The sequence below is a fragment of the Nocardia sp. NPDC059764 genome, assembly GCF_042732555.1.
GTDB lineage: Bacteria > Actinomycetota > Actinomycetes > Mycobacteriales > Mycobacteriaceae > Nocardia.
Window position 1 is genome coordinate 1 of record NZ_JBHWHH010000045.1, and the last position, 16119, is coordinate 16119.

Below are 16119 nucleotides of genomic sequence, written 5' to 3' on the forward strand. Positions count from 1 at the left end.
GTCATACCCAGCTAGCGGCAACTCGCCGGTGACGAACGAACAAATGTTCGTCACCGGCGAGTCGTCTGCTGAACCGAGCTAGCCTCGACCCCGTTGGGTGGTTTCGGACTTCAGCTGCGAATCGGGGGGTGTTTGCCTTGGCGCTGCCGGCACATGAGCTGGACAATTCGACTATGCACGTGCCCGCTTCCGATCGCTGGACCGCCGCCGATCTCGATCATCTCCCCGAGAACGGACTGAGGTACGAGGTCCTCAATGGCCAGCTCATCGTGAACGCCGCACCCAAACCGATTCACCAGCGGTTCGTTTCCGTACTGGGGAGAATCCTGGAGGAGGCGCTACCCGAAGGGCTCTACATGATCCCTGGCGTCGGCGTCCTGATCGGCGACGACGAGCCGATCCCGGATCTGCTGGTCTGCGGTGGGCCGATCGAGTGGGATGACCGGGGGATACCTGCCGCGCAGGTACAGCTTGTGGTGGAGATCGTCTCGAGATCTACCGCCGCGATGGATCGAAGGATCAAACCGGACCTCTACGCGAACGCGGGAATCCCCAACTATTGGCGGCTGGAGACTGCGGGTTTCAAGGGTCAACTGCCCGGCGAAAAACTGCCGATACTGTTCGCCTACGCACTCGCCGACACCGGTGAGTACGAACTGGTGCGGCGCGCAGCCGCGGGATCCAAGGTCGTCATGCAGCGGCCCTTCGAAATCGCTTTGGACACAGCGAGACTGTTGCCCTAGCCGCCGTCCAGGGGCGGGCTCGTTGCGCCGTGAGAGCCGCTCGCGATAACTCGTTGAACAGCGAGTTCGGACGTATCGTGGGCAAAGCGCCGTGGGGGCGCGCGCGAAGGAGGGGCTTGTGACGAGCAATGGGCAGTTGGCGCTCGAGCTGAGCGGGCTGTACAGGAGATTCGGTGGGCCCTGGGTGGTCGAGGGGGTGAGCCTGGCGGTGCCGCCCGGGTCGTTCTTCGGGCTGGTGGGACCCAATGGCGCGGGGAAGACGACCACGCTGTCGATGGCGGTGGGGCTGTTGCGGCCGGATCAGGGGCTGGCGCGGATCTTCGGGCACGACGTGTGGGCCGATCCGGTCGCCGCGAAGGCCGTGGTCGGGGTGCTGCCGGACGGGATGGCCTTGCCGGAGCGGCTGACCGGGCGCGAGCTGTTGAACTTCACCGGGCTGCTGCGCGGGATGGACAAGGCTACCGTGGTCGGGCGGGCGGACGAGCTGCTGCACGTGCTCGAGCTCGACGGTGCGGAAAACACTGTGGTCGTTGATTATTCGGCCGGTATGCGCAAGAAGATCGGGCTGGCCACGGCGCTGCTGCACGCGCCGAAACTGCTGGTGCTGGACGAGCCGTTCGAAGCCGTGGACCCCGTCTCGGCGGGAACCATCCGGACGATCCTGCAACGCTTCGTGGCCGCCGGCGGATCGGTGGTCCTGTCCAGTCACGTGATGGCCCTGGTGGAATCGATCTGCGATCGGGTGGCCGTGATCAACCGGGGGCGCGTGGTCGCGGGCGGCACCCTCGCCGAGGTCCGTGGCGACGGGACCCTGGAGGAGGCGTTCGTGCGGCTCGTCGGCGGGCGGGTCGGCGGTGAGGAGGGACTGTCGTGGTTGGCGTCCTGATCCGGATGCGGCTGCGCATCATCGGACGCAGCCTGCACGAGAGCCGGTCGGCGCTGAACTTCGTGCTGGGCAGCGTCTTCGGACTGGCGGTCGCCCTGTTCACCGCGGTGCTCATCGCCAAGGGGCATGAGAGCGTGCACGGGGGCGTGACCATCGCCGCCGCGCTGTTCGGGGCCTGGACCCTGGGCTGGATCTGCGGGCCGGTCGTCACCGGAACCAGCGACGAAACCCTGCAACCCGAGCAGTTCCGGTTGCTGCCGTTGACGACTCGGGAACTCGCCTACGGACTCGGGGCCGCCGCGTTCGTGGGACCCGCGCCCATCGTCAACCTCATCGCCTTCGCCGGGCTGGTCCTGCTGGGCGCCCAGATCGGCTGGGCCGCAGCCGGAATCGCGGCGCTCGGCGCGGCCCTGCAACTCGTGTTCGTGGTGCTGCTCGCCCGCGTGGTGGTGGCCTGGCTGGGCGCGGCCATGCGCTCCCGGCGTGGCAAGGACCTGGGCGTGCTGTTCGCGGCGCTCATCGGATTGGCGTACTACCCGCTGAACCTGCTCATCACCACGGCCGGTCCGAAACTCGACGGCGACCGCGGCGGCCTGTCCATCCTGTTGCGCTCGGTCCCGTCGGGCTGGGCCCCGTACGCCGTCGAGGCCGCTTCCCGCGGCGACTACCTGCTCGCACTGTTGGCGCTGCTCGGTCTGGCCCTGCTGTCGCTGGTGTTGTGGCAGTCGTGGGCGGTGCTGCTGGAGCGCCGGCTCACCACCCCGCCCGCGCCGGAGGCCCAGATGGTCGACACCGGCGGCGGCCTGCTCGACCGCTTCCTGCCCACCACTCCGGTCGGCGCGGTGGTCGCCAAGGAACTGCGCACCTGGTGGCGGGACGGCCGCCGGCGCGCGGCCCTGATCCCGCTACTGATCATCGGTTTCGTGCTGCCGATCTTCCTGTCGGTCCGCAACGGCGGTAGCGGGACCATCGCGTTCTCGGGCGCTTTCGTGGTGTGGCTGGCCACCATGTCCAGTACCAACCTGTACGGATTCGACGGCACGGCGGTCTGGCAAACGCTGGTGACGCCGGGCGGGGCCCGGGCGGACGTCCGCGGCCGGGCCTACGCCTGGGCGCTGCTGGTCGGGCCGGTCTCCGTGATCTCCACGCTCGTCCTGCCCGGCGCGCTCGGGCTGGCCCACCTGTATCCGTGGGCGCTGTCCACGCTGCCGGTGCTGTTCGGCGTGGGCGTGGGCGCCGTCGTGTACCTGTCCACCCACGCCGCCTTCGCACTGCCGCCGCAGCGCGGAAATCCGTTCGCGGGCACCGGAAACCCCGGCTGCATGAAGATGCTCATGCAGTTGGCGGTGGGCGTGGTGCAGGTGCTGGCCGCCGCTCCCGCCCTGGCCATCCTGGGAATCGGTGCCTACCTGCACAATTCGCTCGTGCAGTGGGCCGCCCTGCCGGTCGGTGTGCTGCTCGGCGTACTCGCCGCGCTGCTCGGAATCCGCTGGGCGACCACCCGATTGGAGGAGCGCGGCCCCGAACTGCTGGCCGAGGTGAAACCGCGCTGACCGCGGCTACTCACCCTGCCCCCGCCAGGGGGAGGCCGTCGCCCGCGGACGGCAAACCTCGTTCGACGGCCGCTGAAGGAAGCCCCGCCCCCCAGGAAGGGGCGGGGATGTCACAGTATCCTGGCAGCTCCTTCCCAACCGTACCTAGACGTTGGACCGTGATCTCAGATGCACCAGACCACACTGCCCAGGGGGAAGCAGAGAGCAAGTGATCCATCGACAGGAGTAACCGAGGTCGATGTCGAAATCGCAGGTGTCGTCGCAATGGGGCTGGCCGAAGCCACCGGAGCTGCGATAGCGCCTAGCGACAAGGCAATCGCGGTTGCGGCCGCGAACTTGATCATTTTGCTGGACATGTTTGTTCCTTGTGGTGATTGAGTGGCGAAATCGATGACAGCAGACAGTGGTCTGACTGCTGTCGTTCGCTTCGCCGCCCTCGGATGCAGCCCATGACCCGCTTCGTTCTTTTCCGACCCCGACCAGTTGTCATGGTGCTGAATGGCGAGCGATAGCCACGCGATGAAATTGCCGAACCAGACCCGGCACGGATCGGCCCGGCGCCAGGCACTGTCACGACCACGTCGACCTGGCGGCTCCGGTACGCATGCTCAGACCGAAGCCACATCCCTTTCCATGCGTTCGGAAACGGACGATAATCCAGGTTAGCCGTGATCGGCCAGAGCCGGGTAGGGGCACGGCCTTCATTCGTAGGTTCAGCGATGCCTCCACCGCCGCGAGTCGGCCGGTGCTCTTGCCGCGATGTTGATTGGGTGGCTGAGGAGACGGAAGCATGCCCGCTCTGGTTGACCTTGCCGTGGGGATCGCACCCATCGCTGGTGGATTGGCTCTCGGTGCAGCGGCGGGATATCTGAAGGGCCCGGACGTCCGCAAGACGATCAGACAGGATATGGAACTGCTGGACCGCCTACCGCCGGAGGAGGCGGAGCGGCGAGCCGAACTCCAACGAGCCATCGATAGTCGCATCGACGACCTGGTCGCGACCGTCAACCGATACCGGCCGCTGCGCAGAGCGGCCGCCTCCTATCGGGGCAGCTTGCGCGACATCCTGCTGTTCATCTCCGCGATTCTGTTTACGACGGTCTGGTGGAGCGTCGATCACGATAAGAGCAGCTGGCTACCGATGTTCGTTGTCCTCATCGTGATCTCGGTGTGGGCGTCCGTCTACGTGTTCAGCGGTCTGCGCATCTCCGTACTCAATTTCCGCCCAAGAAAGGACTGATCGAGAGCGCCACCGACGCGCCGCCGGGCTACGGCAGGATCAGGCCGCCGGGCCGAGGTTGCCCTGAAACGCCTCCGGCAGCACGGTGAGATCCACCGCCCCCGCCATCGCCCGCGCACCCTGGTCGTTGAGATGCATACCGTCACTGTCGAATTCAGGCCGGATGAAGTCCGGCCGCGCCGGATCCTGCACCGCGGCGGCCACATCGAACACCGCGTCGAACACGTCGGTGCCGCGCAGCCACTCGTTCACGGCGTTGCGCACCGGAATGCCCTCGGCCAGCGACAGGCCCGGGTAGATCGCCCCGGCGAACGGCCCGATGGTGTTGGCGTACACCGGAAGCCCGGCCGCGTGGGCCCGCTCGGCCAGGGCGGTGAACCCGGCGATCAGATCGTCGGCGGTGGCGGTGCCGGCCAGGATCAGGTCGTTGATGCCGAAGTTGACCCACACCGCCGCCACGCCCGGCACCGACAGCACGTCCCGCTCGAAACGGGCCAGACCGTGCTCGCCGATCTCGTCGGTGAGCAGCCGGTTGCCGCCGATGCCCTGGTTGACCGCCCACCCGGCGGTCAGCCGCTCGTCGAGGACGTCCACCGAGCGCCGGTTTCCGGCGTGGGTGGAGCCGAAGCCCTCGAACCACGAGTCGCCGAAGGCCACCAGCACCGGAGCGTCGGCGGCGTCGGAGTCGACAGCGACGTCGATTCCGGTGAGGAAGAACCGTGACGTGGTTTCCTCGACATCGGACGGTGCGGCGTCGCCCGTCCGATCGCCGGTGCTGATCCAGCTGCTGTCCATGGGGAACTGCGAGAACGCGGGCGTCGCCGGCTCCGGCAGGTACACGCTCAGCGCCAGCTCGGCGCCCGCCGCGACGGGCAGCTCCACCGGATCGCTGACGAGATCGGCGCCGGCCGGGATCCGAACGGATGCGGACCCCGCGAACCGCACCTCCGTATTCGTCTCCGCCACGATCTCGCCGCCCGCCTTGCGCACCGCGATCCGCGCCGCCCCGATCACCAGCTCCTCCGCGCCGTACCGGTTGGTGAGAACCACCCGCAGCGTCGAGCCGCCGCCGGCCACTCGCACCACCTGCCGGACCGTCTGGTCGGCGAAGGTGCGCGGCTCGGCCAGCTTGATCTCCTCGGCCGGATTCACCAGCGGCGCACGGAATCCCGCTGCCCAGCGCTGTGTCGTCATGAGAACCTCCATTTAGTTGCTGTGCGGAATATTGCGCTGACAACAAGATAGCGCATTTGTTCCGCGTGTCAACTATCCCCAGCGAAATCACCTGGTTTACGCTGGTCGGCGTGGATCCCAAGCATCTCTTCGACGACCCCCGGCTGACCGCCGTCGGCCTGCTCTATGAGGCCCACGAGGGGCTCATCGCCCGGCTCGAGGAGACCTGGAAGAGCAATGGACTCTCCGGTCTCGATCTCAATGCCCTGATGCGCCTGAGCCGCTCACCCGGCCGCCGGCTGCGCATGACCGACCTGGCCACCCAGACCGGTCTCTCGACCAGCGGCGTCACCCGCCTGGTGGACCGCCTGGAACGCAACGGCTTCGTGCGCCGCGAACCCGATCCCGCCGACCGTCGCAGCTCCTACGCCGTCCTCACCGCCGCCGGGGCCACCCGCGTCGCCCGCGTGCTGCCCGCCTACCTGGACGGCATCGACCGCTGGTTCACCAGCCTGCTCACCCCCGCTCAGCTCGACGACCTCACCGCGAGCCTGCGCGTGATCCGCGACGCCACCAATGCCGCGGCCACCCAGATCTCGGATTGAGCCGACATTCCGCACAACCGTCGCGACGGGCGCGCAGCCGGTAACTTGCGAACCGCAGGGTGTGTTTTCTTCGTGGTGAGAAAGTGGGACGGAATGACGACCGAACGTGCGCTGGTCATCGGCGGCGGGGGTGTGGCGGGGATTTCCTGGGCGACCGGCATCGTCGCCGGGCTCGCCGACGCGGGGGTGGATGTGACGGGGGCGGACCTGCTCCTCGGGACGTCGGCGGGGTCGAATGTGACGGCGCAGCTCGGCAGCGGGACCGAGCTCGCGGAACTGGTGCGGCGGCAGGTGGATCCGGCGGTGCAGAGCCGCGAGATCGTGCCGTCCATGGAGAAGTTCGCCGGGCTCTGGGAGACCATGACGGCGATCATCGAAGAGACGCAGGGGGATTCGCCCGAGCGGCGGCAGCGGATCGGGGCGCTCGCGCTGACCGCCGAGACCGTCCCCGAGGCGGACCGCCGGGCCGTGATCGAGACCCGGCTGCCGGTGCACGAGTGGCCCGCCCGCGACCTGCGCATCGTCGCGGTCGACGCCGAGACCGGGGAACCGCGGGTCTTCGGCAAGGACTCCGGGGTCGCGCTGGTCGACGCCGTGCAGGCCAGTTCGGCGGTGCCCATGGTGTGGCCGTGCGTCACCATCGACGGGGTGCGCTACACCGACGGCGGCGTCCGGACCTCGGTGAACGCCGACCTCGCCACCGGCTACGCGCGGGTGCTGGTGATCGCGCCCATGCCGGACGAGGAGCTCGAGGCCCAGGTCGCGGGACTGGTCGCGGCCGGGGCGCGGGTCGAGGTGATCGCGCCCGACGAGGCGGCCACCACCGCCTTCGGACTCAATCCCCTCGATACCGCGACCCGGGTCCCGTCACTGGAAGCCGGTCGCGCCCAGGGCAAGTCGGACGCGGCGCGGATCGCCGCCCTCTGGCGGGACTGATCCGGGAAGACCGGCCTCAGCCGACAGCGCCGGCGGCCAGCGCCGCCTTCCAGCCGCCGTATTCGCTGATGTCCTTGGCGGATTCGGCGGCGGCCCCGGCGCAGCCGAAACCGGTGTGCCAGGTGCCGTCAGCCAGTTCGACGGCGCCGAGCTGCATCGGGGCGGGCAGATCCGCGAGGAAACGGCCGAGGGCGGCGGGGGAGAGCAGCCAGCGCTCCCCGGCCACCGCGACGCCGGATTCGGTTGCGGCGACCCGGGTTACGGCAGGTTTGGGCGGGACGGTGTCGAGCGCGCCGAGGCGGTAGTGCGGGGCGGTCTCGACCGGGCCGCCCCAGCGGGCGCCCAGTTCGATCAGCTGGTGTTCGAGGGGCTGACCGCGCAGGTGCGCACCGAAGACGATCAGGTCCCGCACGGGCGCGACGGCCGTCGGCCAGCACCGGTCGAGCGGCGTGCCGGTGATCAGTGCGGCGATATCGATCGCGACGCCGTCCTCGAACGCGCGGGCCAGCACCGTCACCCCGAAGTGCGGCTCGTCGGTGGGGACCGCCACCGCGCACAGGTCGAAGAGGTTGCAGAAGTTCGTGTACGTGCCGAGCCGGGAATTGACGCCGATCGGGTCGGCGGCGACCTCGGCGACGGTCGGGTGGACCGGCGCGGTCGGCGTCAGCAGCGCGTCCGCGCTGGCGAGACTCGCCATGGCGGTGGCGCGCAGGCGTTCCAGCGCGGCCAGGTCGGTGACCAGCCGGTGCGCGGGCAGGTCTCGGGCGGCCCGGATGATGGAACCGACTGTGGGATCGACGGATTCGGGATGCGCGTCGACGAACTCGCCGACCGCGGCATAACGTTCCGCGACCAGCGCGCCCTCGTAGAGAAGTTTCGCGGCCGCCAGGAACGGGGCCGGATCGATCTCGACAATGGTCGCGCCCGTATCGCGCAGCGACGCGACCGTGCGCTCGAACGCGGTGTGCCACTGCGGATCCAGGTCCGGCAGCGTTTCGAAGACCGCCACCACCGGCTTGGATGGAGCGGCCAGACGGGTGTCGGCGGGCCACGGGCGGCCCGCGGCGCCGGCGGCCATCACGCCCATGGCGCGGTCGGCCAGGCCCAGGTCGGCGGCGAAGATCGTCACGCAGTCGTAGGAGCGGCACGCGGGCACCACGCCCGCGGTCGAGATCACGCCCACCGTCGGCTTGATGCCGACCAGACCGTGCAACGCGGCCGGAACGCGTCCCGAGCCCGCGGTGTCGGTGCCGATGGCGATGTCCGCCTCGCCCGTGGCCACCACCACCGCCGAGCCGGAACTCGAACCGCCCGAGACGTATCCGGGCCGTAGCGCGTTCTCGACGACGCCGTACGGCGAGCGGGTGCCGACCAGGCCGGTGGCGAACTGATCGAGATTGGTCTTGCCGACCACGACCGCGCCCGCCGCCCGCAGCGCCGCCACCGCGGGCGCGTCGCGATCCGGGGTGTAGGCGAAGTCGGGGCAGGCCGCGGTGGTCGGCAGGCCCGCCACGTCCACATTGTCCTTGACGGCCAGTCGCAGCCCCGCCAGAACGCCTGCGGCGGAGGCGATGTCGGTGGCCACCTCGGCATCGTCGCGGCGGTGAATCCACGTGGTCATTCGTGCTCCTAGATCGGGTCAGGCGGTGGGATCGGGTCAGGGGGTTTCGGCGAGTTCGCCCGCCTCGCGCCAGGAGTTGCGTTCGGCGGTGAAGGCGTCGGCCTGCCGGGCTCGGAAGTCCGCGATGGAGTCGGCGTTGTCGGCCAGGAACTTCCGGTAGTCGGTGAGTCGGAACTCGCCGTCCTCGGCCAGCAGCTGTCCCCGCCCGGCGGCGGTGTCGGCGCGCAGATCGAGCAGTTCTTCGGCGCTCACCGGATACCAGCTGATCCGGTCGAAATAGCGCAGCAGCCACGGGTCTTCGCCGATCCCGCTGGAGCGGTGGTTCCACACCTGGGTGGTGCGGCCGACGAACTGGTAGCCGCCGGGACCCTCCATGCCGTAGATGCACAGGTACGCGCCGCCGATGCCGACCGCGTTCTCCGGGGTCCAGGTGCGGGCGGGGTTGTACTTGGTGGTGACCAGCCGGTGCCGGGGATCGGTGGGGGTGGCGACCGGCGCGCCCAGATAGACGTCACCGAGGCCCAGCACCAGGTATTCGGCGGCGAAGACGGTGTCGAAAACCTCCTCCACGGAAGCCAATCCGTTCATCCGGCGGATGAATTCGATGTTCCACGGGCACCACGGGGCGTCGGCGCGGACGCCGTGCATGTACCGGGTGATGGCCTCCCGGGTGGACGGGTCGTCCCAGGACAGCGGCAGGCGCACCGTGCGGCTCGGGACCACCAGCTGGTCGGCGGAGGGCAGGTCGGCCTCCACCTCGGCCAGCAGGTCCAGCAGCTTGCGGGTGGGCAGGCGATCGGGATCATTGCGCACCTGGAGCGACCGGACGCCCGGGGTCAGCTCGGTGATGCCCGGTTCGGCGCGTTCCAGCAGCGCCTGGTGCAGGGCGTGCACGCGGGCGCGCAGCTCCAGATCCAGTGTCATATCGCCGTATTCGACGAGCAGGCCGTCATTGCCCGCGCGGCGGTAGGTGACGGCGGTGTCCGCGCCGTCGCGGCGGGCCAGGACGCCGTCGTCACCGTCGCCGCCGGTGGACAGCACCACCGGCCAGGCGGCGCGCCGCTCGGCGCCCAGTTCCCGCAGCGAGGCCGCGCGTTCGGCGCGCACCGGCACGAAGCGCACGCTGTCACCCGGGGTGAGCTGGCCCAGCTTCCAGCGGTCGGCGGCGACCACGGTCACCGGGCAGACGAACCCGCCCAGGCTGGGGCCGTCCGGGCCGAGCAGGATCGGGGTGTCGCCGGTGAAGTCCAGCGCGCCGATGGAGTACGCGGTGTCGTGGATATTGGAGGGGTGCAGGCCCGCCTCGCCGCCGTCCAGGCGCGCCCACTGCGGCTTCGGCCCGATCAGCCGGACCCCGGTCCGATCGGAGTTGAAGTGCACCTCGTAGTCGGTGCCGATGATGGTGTCGAAGTCGGCGCGGGTGAAGAACTCCGGCGCACCGTGCGGGCCCTCGGTGACCGCCAGCTCCCACCGCCGGGTCAGCACCGGCTGATCGTCGCCGGGCACCCCGGCCGTCACCCGGCCCGCCGGGCCGAGCTCGAACGCGTCGTCCGCGGCCAGCGCGCGCCCGGTGCCGCCGCCGAACTTGCCGAGCGTGAAAGTCGAACGGCTGCCCAGGTATTCGGGCACCTCGATGCCGCCCGCCACCAGGACGTAGCACCGCATGCCGGGCCCGCGCACCATGCCGACATCCAGCAGCCCGCCCGCGGGAACCAGCACGCTGCGCCACTGCCGGACCGCGCGCCCGTTCACCGTGACCGGCGCCGGCGCGCCCGTCACGCACACCCAGGTGTCGCTGTCGAAGCGCAGCGCCGGGCCGCCGAGCGTGCACTCCAGGCCCGCCGCGCCCTCGGGATTCCCGAGGGCCCGATTGCCCAGCCGGAACGACAGGTCGTCCATCGGGCCGGACGGCGGCACGCCCACGTGCCAGTAGCCGACCCGGGCGGGCCAATCCTGCACCGTCGTCTGCATGCCCGGGCGGATGACCCGGAAAGCCGGTGCGGGGGAGGGGTCCTCGGTTACGGCGAGATCGGGGAGCACGGCCGTCATCGGGTCACCACCATGCGGACGGGCGTCGGGTCGAAACCGTTGCAGGGATTGTTGATCTGCGGGCAGTTGGAGACCAGCACCAGGGTGTCGATCTCGGCGCGCAAGGTGATGGTCTTGCCGGGCGCGGACAGGCCGTCCACGATGCCCAGCGTCCCGTCCGCCTCGACCGGAACGTTCATGAACCAGTTGATGTTCGAGACCAGGTCCCGCTTGCCCAGGCCCCACTTCAGGCCCTCGGCCAGGAAGTTCTCCACGCAGGCGTGCTGATGGCGGGTGTGGTGGCCGTAGCGCAGGGTGTTGGATTCCTGCGAGCACGCGCCGGCCACCGTGTCGTGATTGCCGACCTCGTCGGCGACGACCGTCATGAGCGGCGCGCCCGACTCGGTGCGCAGGACGCTGCCGGTCCCCAGGAAGATATTGCGCTGCGCGGTGACGGTGGCCTGGGCGCTGTAGCGGTCGGCGTGGTCCGCGGCGTTGTAGAGCAGGCAATCCACGGCCTGATTGCCGTGCAGGTCGATGATCTCCAGCTGCTCCCCGGCGCGCACCACGGCCGACCAGGGCGCGCGAGCGGGGACCGTCTCGTCGAGGACGACCGTGCGGGTGGTGGTGATCATGCGCGTGCCTCCAGAGTGCGTGCGTGCCAGTCCTGTTCGGTGTTCTCCACCGCGCGCAGGTATTCCGGGTCGGAGTTCGGGGACAGGGCGAGGTCCGCGGGCGCGGACCAGGCCACCAGATCCAGCGGGGTCACCGGGGTGGGGTCCAGCGGGTGCTCGGCATTGGCGACCAGCAGCGTCACCGGCAGGTGGACGAGCAGCTCGACCGCCGCGCCCGCACCGCCCGTCCCGCCGGTGATCGTCAGCGCGCCATCGGTTTCCACGCGCACACCCCGGAAGAACGACACCGTCGGCCCGATGTCGCGGGGCTCGAGACCCTGCTTCACCCCGGCCATCCGCAGGCCCTGGCGGGCGGCGGGCGACGGTCCGCACAGGGTGTCGTGGCTGCCCGAGGTATCGGTCAGCACCGTGGCCAGCACCCGGCCCTGATCCGACAGCAGCGGATGGCCCACGCCCAGGTAGGCCTGCCACGGCACCTTCACCGTGTCCGCGACATTCAGCCGCTCCCAGGGAGATTCGGCCCGCAACAGCAGGACGTGCGCGCACGCCCCGCCGTCCGGATCGGACAGCCGCACCCGGGTGCCACGGGCCAGCACGACATTCGCGTAGCCACCGGCCGGAATCCGCTGGGCGACGGTGATGTTCGTGCTGTCGACATCGGCGGGCAGCTCCGGCCCGAAGTCGGCGGCGGCCGCGGCCTGGGCGCGGGCGTGGTCCCGCGCTCCCGTGGTGTTCGCTGTGGTCATTGCTACTCCGTTCAGGCGATTTGGGCGACGGTCTCGGCGACGGGGCCGCGGGCGGGCGTCACCAGCCGGTGCACCACCGCCCCCACCGCCAGCGTGACCAGGACGAACAGCGGTGCGGCCCAGAGCATCCACCAGCCGCCGCCGTTCGGGGTGTAGACGGCGCTGCGCGGCCAGGCCAGGTTCACCGCCATGGCGACGCCCCAGACGACGGCCAGCGCGTTGATCGCGATGCCGTAGCGGCCCAGCGCGAAGAGCTTGGTGCCCGCGGCGTCACCGGCCACGTCGGCGGGCCAGCCCTTGACCCGGCGCACCAGCAGCGGCACCGTGACCAGCAGGTAGGCGATGTAGAGCATGACGATGCAGACGCTGGCCAGGGTCGCGAAGACGGCCGCGTTGCCCAGGTTCAGCAGCAGCAGGCCGATGCCGAGCACGCCGATCGCCACCGCGGGCCACACCGGGGTGCCGAAGCGGGGGTGCACGGTCGCCAGCTGCTTGGAGAACGGGAGCCGCTCGTCGCGGGCCATGGAGAACAGCAGTCGCGACCCGGCCGTCTGGATCGCCAAGGTGCACACCGTGATCGCGCAGGCCACGCACGCCAGCACCACCTTGCCGGGCGTGGTGTCGAGCTTGGCCTCGATCACGTACGCCAGACCGCCGCTCGCCAGCGAGCCGTCGGACAGGCTCGGGGCGGCCATCAGCGCGCCCAGCAGGATGAGCCCGCCGCCCAGCGCCGACACCGCCAGCGCGGACAGGATGGTGTGCGGCGCGACCTGGCGCGGGTTCTTGGTCTCCTCCGAAAGTTCACCGGCGGAGTCGAATCCGACCATCACGTAGGCGGCCATCAGCCCCGAGGCCAGGAACGCGGCCCAATAGGGTCCGGCCGCGGCCTGATCGGTGTGGGTGACCACGCCCGGCCCGCGATCGGTGTGGGTGAAGAAGACCGCGATCACCGCGAGCACGCCGATGATCTCGATGGTGACGCCGAGCGAGTTGATCCGCGCCATCCAGTCGATGCCGATCACATTGATCAGCGTGGTGAGCGCCAGCAGCGCGCTGCCCAGCAGCACCGCGTTCGAGGCCCCGTCGCGGGAGGTGAGAGCGGTGTCGGTGCCGATCAGCTGGAAGCCGGACCAGATGGTCGGCAGCACCACCTGCAACGCGATGGCGGCGGCCGCGGCGGTCACGATCTGCGCGATGATCATCATCCAGCCCGCGAACCAGCCCACCACCTCCCCGGCCAGGCGGCGCGACCACTGATAGATGCAGCCCGAGATCGGGTAGCGGGCGGCCAGTTCCGCGAAGTTCAACGCCACCAGGAACTGGCCGGCGAAGACGATCGGCCAGGTCCAGAAGAACGCCGCGCCTCCGAAGGAGTACCCGAAGCCGAAGAACTGGAAGATCGTGGTCAGGATGGAGACGAAGGAGAAGCCGGCCGCGAAGGAGGCGTAGCGGCCGAGCTTGCGGTGCAGCACCGGCTGATAGCCGAAACGCGCCAGATCGGTGCTGTCGGCGCTGGTATCGGAACCGGTCGGGGAGCCCGGGGTGAGGGCTTCGGCGGAGGCAACCATGGGCGGTGAGTCTTTCCCGAGGCGAATATCTATCGCTTGAAAGGTTTCCATTCGCGATCGCCGCTCCGGTGACGCCGATGTATCGGGTGCGTGGCCCGCCGTAACTTCTGCATTGCCGATATTTCTGTCAAGTGACAGGAACCTCACCTGCCAGGTGACGGAGGCGGTAGGACAGAATGGCAAGGTGACCCAACTCGGACCCGGCCGGCCCCGCCTCGAACCGCGCCGACGCGCGGGCCAGACGCCGCGTGCCGAAATCCTCGACGCCGCCGCCGAATTGTTCACCAGCCACGGGTACGGCAACACCTCCACCCGGGCGGTCGCTGACGCCGTCGGCATCCGGCAGGCCTCGCTGTACCACCACTTCGCCGCCAAGGACGACATCCTCGACGCGCTGCTCGCCGAAACGGTCACCGCGCCACTGGAATTGGCGGGCACCCTCGCCGAACGCCCCGAACCCGCCGCCGTGCGGCTCTACGCGCTGGCCTGGTTCGACGTCAGCCAGCTGTGCGCCAGCCGCTGGAACCTCGGCGCGCTGTACCTCCTACCCGAGCTGCGCAGCGAACGCTTCGCCCGCTTCCGGGAACGCCGCGACGAACTGCGCGGCCACTACGAGACCCTGGCCGCCGCCGTCATCGCCGAAGCCGGGACCGGCGCGGTCGCGGGAGCCGAACGACTGCCCTTCCGGCTGGTCGAATCGGTCATCAATATGCGCTCCGACGAGGGCGCGGCGCCCGAGTACGCCGAACAGCTCATTCCCGATGCCATCCTGCGCTTGCTCTGCTGGACCGGACCGCTCGCCGAGAACCGGCTCGCCGCACTCGAATTGGCGCGCGAACTGCGCCCGGCGGTACACCGGGCGCCGTCGTCCTGAGCCGGTCGGCTCAGGACTTGCCCTTCGAGGTGCCCCATTTCAGGCCCCAGCCGTAGGCCTGATCGACCGCCATCTTGCCCCAGAACTTGCGGCCCTCCGGCGGGCGGATGAATCGGCCCTCGCGGCGCACCACCAGCTCGCCGCCGATGTTCTCGATCAGCGCCAGCACCATCTCGCGCGAATCGTCCTGGCAGCCGCCCACTTCCATCTCGATCGGCGGGGCGTCGCGCGGGAACAGGGTCGCGGTGGCGTGCACGCCGCGGAAATCCTGGGCGCCCTCGTAGATCGAGGCGAACACCAGGATGCGGCGGAAGGCCGTGGTCTGATCCAGATTGATGGCCAGGTTCTCGCCCGTCGCGCTGTTCCCGGTGCGGTCGTCCTGATCCAGCGCGATGAACGGCGGCTTGGTGAGATTGCCGAACGTGTCCAGCGCGCTGACACAGCCGCGGGAACCGTCCGTCAGCTCCCAGAAGGCGCACAGATCCAGATCCAGGCCGCCCTGCGCGCGCTTGCGCCCGAACAGGCCGCCCGAACTCGGGACCGACCAGTTCAGGTTGACCCGCATGATGCCGCCGGTCGCGCCCGCCTTGGTCAGCGAGACCGCGGGGGCCTCCTTGGTCAGCGAGATCTTGGCCAGATTCACCCGCGGCGCGGGCGCGGGCGGCGGAGCGGGAGCGAACTGCTGGGACGGTGGCGCGGGAGCGAATTGCTGGGGCGGTGGGGGTGCGAACTGCTGCGGCGCGGGCGGGGGTGCGAATTGCTGCGGCGCGGGCGGGGGTGCGAATTGCTGCGGCGCGGGTGGGGGTGCGAACTGCTGCGGCGCGGGTGGGGGTGCGAACTGCTGCGGCGCGGGCGGGGGAGCGAATTGCTGTGGCGGCGGTGGCGGCGTGAACTGCTGCTGCGGGGGAGTGACCGGCTGCGGCGGAATCGGCTGCGGGGCGGGCGCGTCGTCGACGGTGATGCCGTAATCGGTTGCGAGTCCGGCGAGTCCGGAGGCGTAGCCCTGGCCGACCGCGCGGAACTTCCAGCCGCCGTCGCGGCGGTACAGCTCACCCAGCACGAACGCGGTCTCGGAGGTGGCGTCGGCGCTGTCGAACCGGGCCAGCTCCACCCCGCGGGCATCCACCAAACGCACGTGCAGGCCCCGGAATTGGGCGAAGGTGCCGCCGTCCGCGGAGGCGGCCAGCACGATGCTGTCGATCTGCGGCTCCACCCGAGGCAGATTTACCGACAGCGCGTCGACCACTACGGGTCCGGGCTGCTTGCCCCGGTGGTGCACCGCGCCGGAGGCGTGCGCGGGCTGGTTGTAGAACACGAAATCGGCGTCCGAGCGGACCCGCCCACCGGCCAGCAGCAGCGCGGAGGCGTCGGCGTCGGGGACCCCGGGTCCCGATTCCCAGCCCAGTTCGATCCGAACCTCGGAGGCCGCCACCGGAACGTTGGAACCCTTCATCATCGACACGATTTCCAAGTTATCGGATTCCGGCATGCATCGTTTCCCTTTTCCGACC

General features: G+C 69.9%; 14 protein-coding genes. 7 read left to right on the top strand and 7 right to left on the bottom strand.

Translation table 11 applies throughout. The annotated features are described in order from the left end of the window. The first annotated feature begins 173 nt into the window (after positions 1–173). From ACFV4K_RS12875 to ACFV4K_RS12890, 4 genes are all read left to right on the top strand, one after another. The gene (locus tag ACFV4K_RS12875) at positions 174–743 is read left to right on the top strand and encodes a Uma2 family endonuclease (RefSeq protein WP_379274518.1); all 570 of its coding nucleotides are present in this window, start codon (positions 174–176) and stop codon (positions 741–743) included. A 118-nt stretch (positions 744–861) separates the two neighbouring features. Beyond that, complete coding sequence (locus ACFV4K_RS12880; RefSeq protein WP_379274520.1) at positions 862–1629, top strand: ABC transporter ATP-binding protein; 768 nt, start codon at positions 862–864, stop codon at positions 1627–1629. Further along, positions 1614–3182, top strand: coding sequence for a hypothetical protein (locus ACFV4K_RS12885; protein WP_379274522.1), 1569 nt, complete (start codon positions 1614–1616; stop codon positions 3180–3182). The genes ACFV4K_RS12880 and ACFV4K_RS12885 overlap by 16 nt, the downstream gene beginning before the upstream one ends. Positions 3183–3972: 790 nt before the next feature. After that, entirely contained in the window at positions 3973–4422 is a 450-nt protein-coding gene (locus ACFV4K_RS12890; protein ID WP_379274524.1) for a hypothetical protein, read from the top strand. Positions 4423–4461: 39 nt separating this feature from the next. On the opposite strand, the gene ACFV4K_RS12895 is transcribed toward ACFV4K_RS12890, so the two are convergent. Beyond that, a complete protein-coding gene (locus ACFV4K_RS12895) occupies positions 4462–5616 on the bottom strand; it encodes a GDSL-type esterase/lipase family protein (protein WP_379274526.1) in 1155 nt (384 codons plus the stop codon). A gap of 110 nt (positions 5617–5726) precedes the next feature. Here ACFV4K_RS12895 and ACFV4K_RS12900 point away from each other — a divergent pair, with 110 nt between their 5' ends. Continuing rightward, a complete protein-coding gene (locus ACFV4K_RS12900; protein WP_357091253.1) occupies positions 5727–6200 on the top strand; it encodes a MarR family transcriptional regulator in 474 nt (157 codons plus the stop codon). A gap of 93 nt (positions 6201–6293) precedes the next feature. Then, on the top strand, positions 6294–7136 hold the full coding sequence (locus tag ACFV4K_RS12905; protein ID WP_379274528.1) for a patatin-like phospholipase family protein: 843 nt from the start codon (positions 6294–6296) through the stop codon (positions 7134–7136). A 16-nt stretch (positions 7137–7152) separates the two neighbouring features. On the opposite strand, the gene atzF is transcribed toward ACFV4K_RS12905, so the two are convergent. The 5 genes from atzF to ACFV4K_RS12930 all read right to left on the bottom strand — a co-directional run bounded on the left by atzF (position 7153) and on the right by ACFV4K_RS12930 (position 13734). Next, entirely contained in the window at positions 7153–8757 is a 1605-nt protein-coding gene (gene atzF / locus ACFV4K_RS12910) for an allophanate hydrolase (protein ID WP_379274530.1), read from the bottom strand. 36 nt (positions 8758–8793) lie between these two features. After that, entirely contained in the window at positions 8794–10728 is a 1935-nt protein-coding gene (locus tag ACFV4K_RS12915) for a 5-oxoprolinase/urea amidolyase family protein (protein ID WP_379274585.1), read from the bottom strand. Between the two features lie 74 nt (positions 10729–10802). Beyond that, entirely contained in the window at positions 10803–11420 is a 618-nt protein-coding gene (locus ACFV4K_RS12920; protein ID WP_379274532.1) for an urea amidolyase associated protein UAAP2, read from the bottom strand. Beyond that, entirely contained in the window at positions 11417–12166 is a 750-nt protein-coding gene (locus ACFV4K_RS12925; protein ID WP_379274534.1) for a DUF1989 domain-containing protein, read from the bottom strand. The genes ACFV4K_RS12920 and ACFV4K_RS12925 overlap by 4 nt, the downstream gene beginning before the upstream one ends. An 11-nt stretch (positions 12167–12177) precedes the next feature. Continuing rightward, on the bottom strand, positions 12178–13734 hold the full coding sequence (locus ACFV4K_RS12930; protein ID WP_379274536.1) for an amino acid permease: 1557 nt from the start codon (positions 13732–13734) through the stop codon (positions 12178–12180). A gap of 184 nt (positions 13735–13918) precedes the next feature. Between ACFV4K_RS12930 and ACFV4K_RS12935 the strand changes: the two genes are divergently transcribed. After that, entirely contained in the window at positions 13919–14608 is a 690-nt protein-coding gene (locus tag ACFV4K_RS12935) for a TetR/AcrR family transcriptional regulator (RefSeq protein WP_379274538.1), read from the top strand. A gap of 10 nt (positions 14609–14618) precedes the next feature. Here ACFV4K_RS12935 and ACFV4K_RS12940 read toward each other — a convergent pair whose 3' ends face one another. After that, a complete protein-coding gene (locus ACFV4K_RS12940) occupies positions 14619–16097 on the bottom strand; it encodes a TerD family protein (protein WP_379274539.1) in 1479 nt (492 codons plus the stop codon). Positions 16098–16119 lie beyond the last annotated feature (22 nt).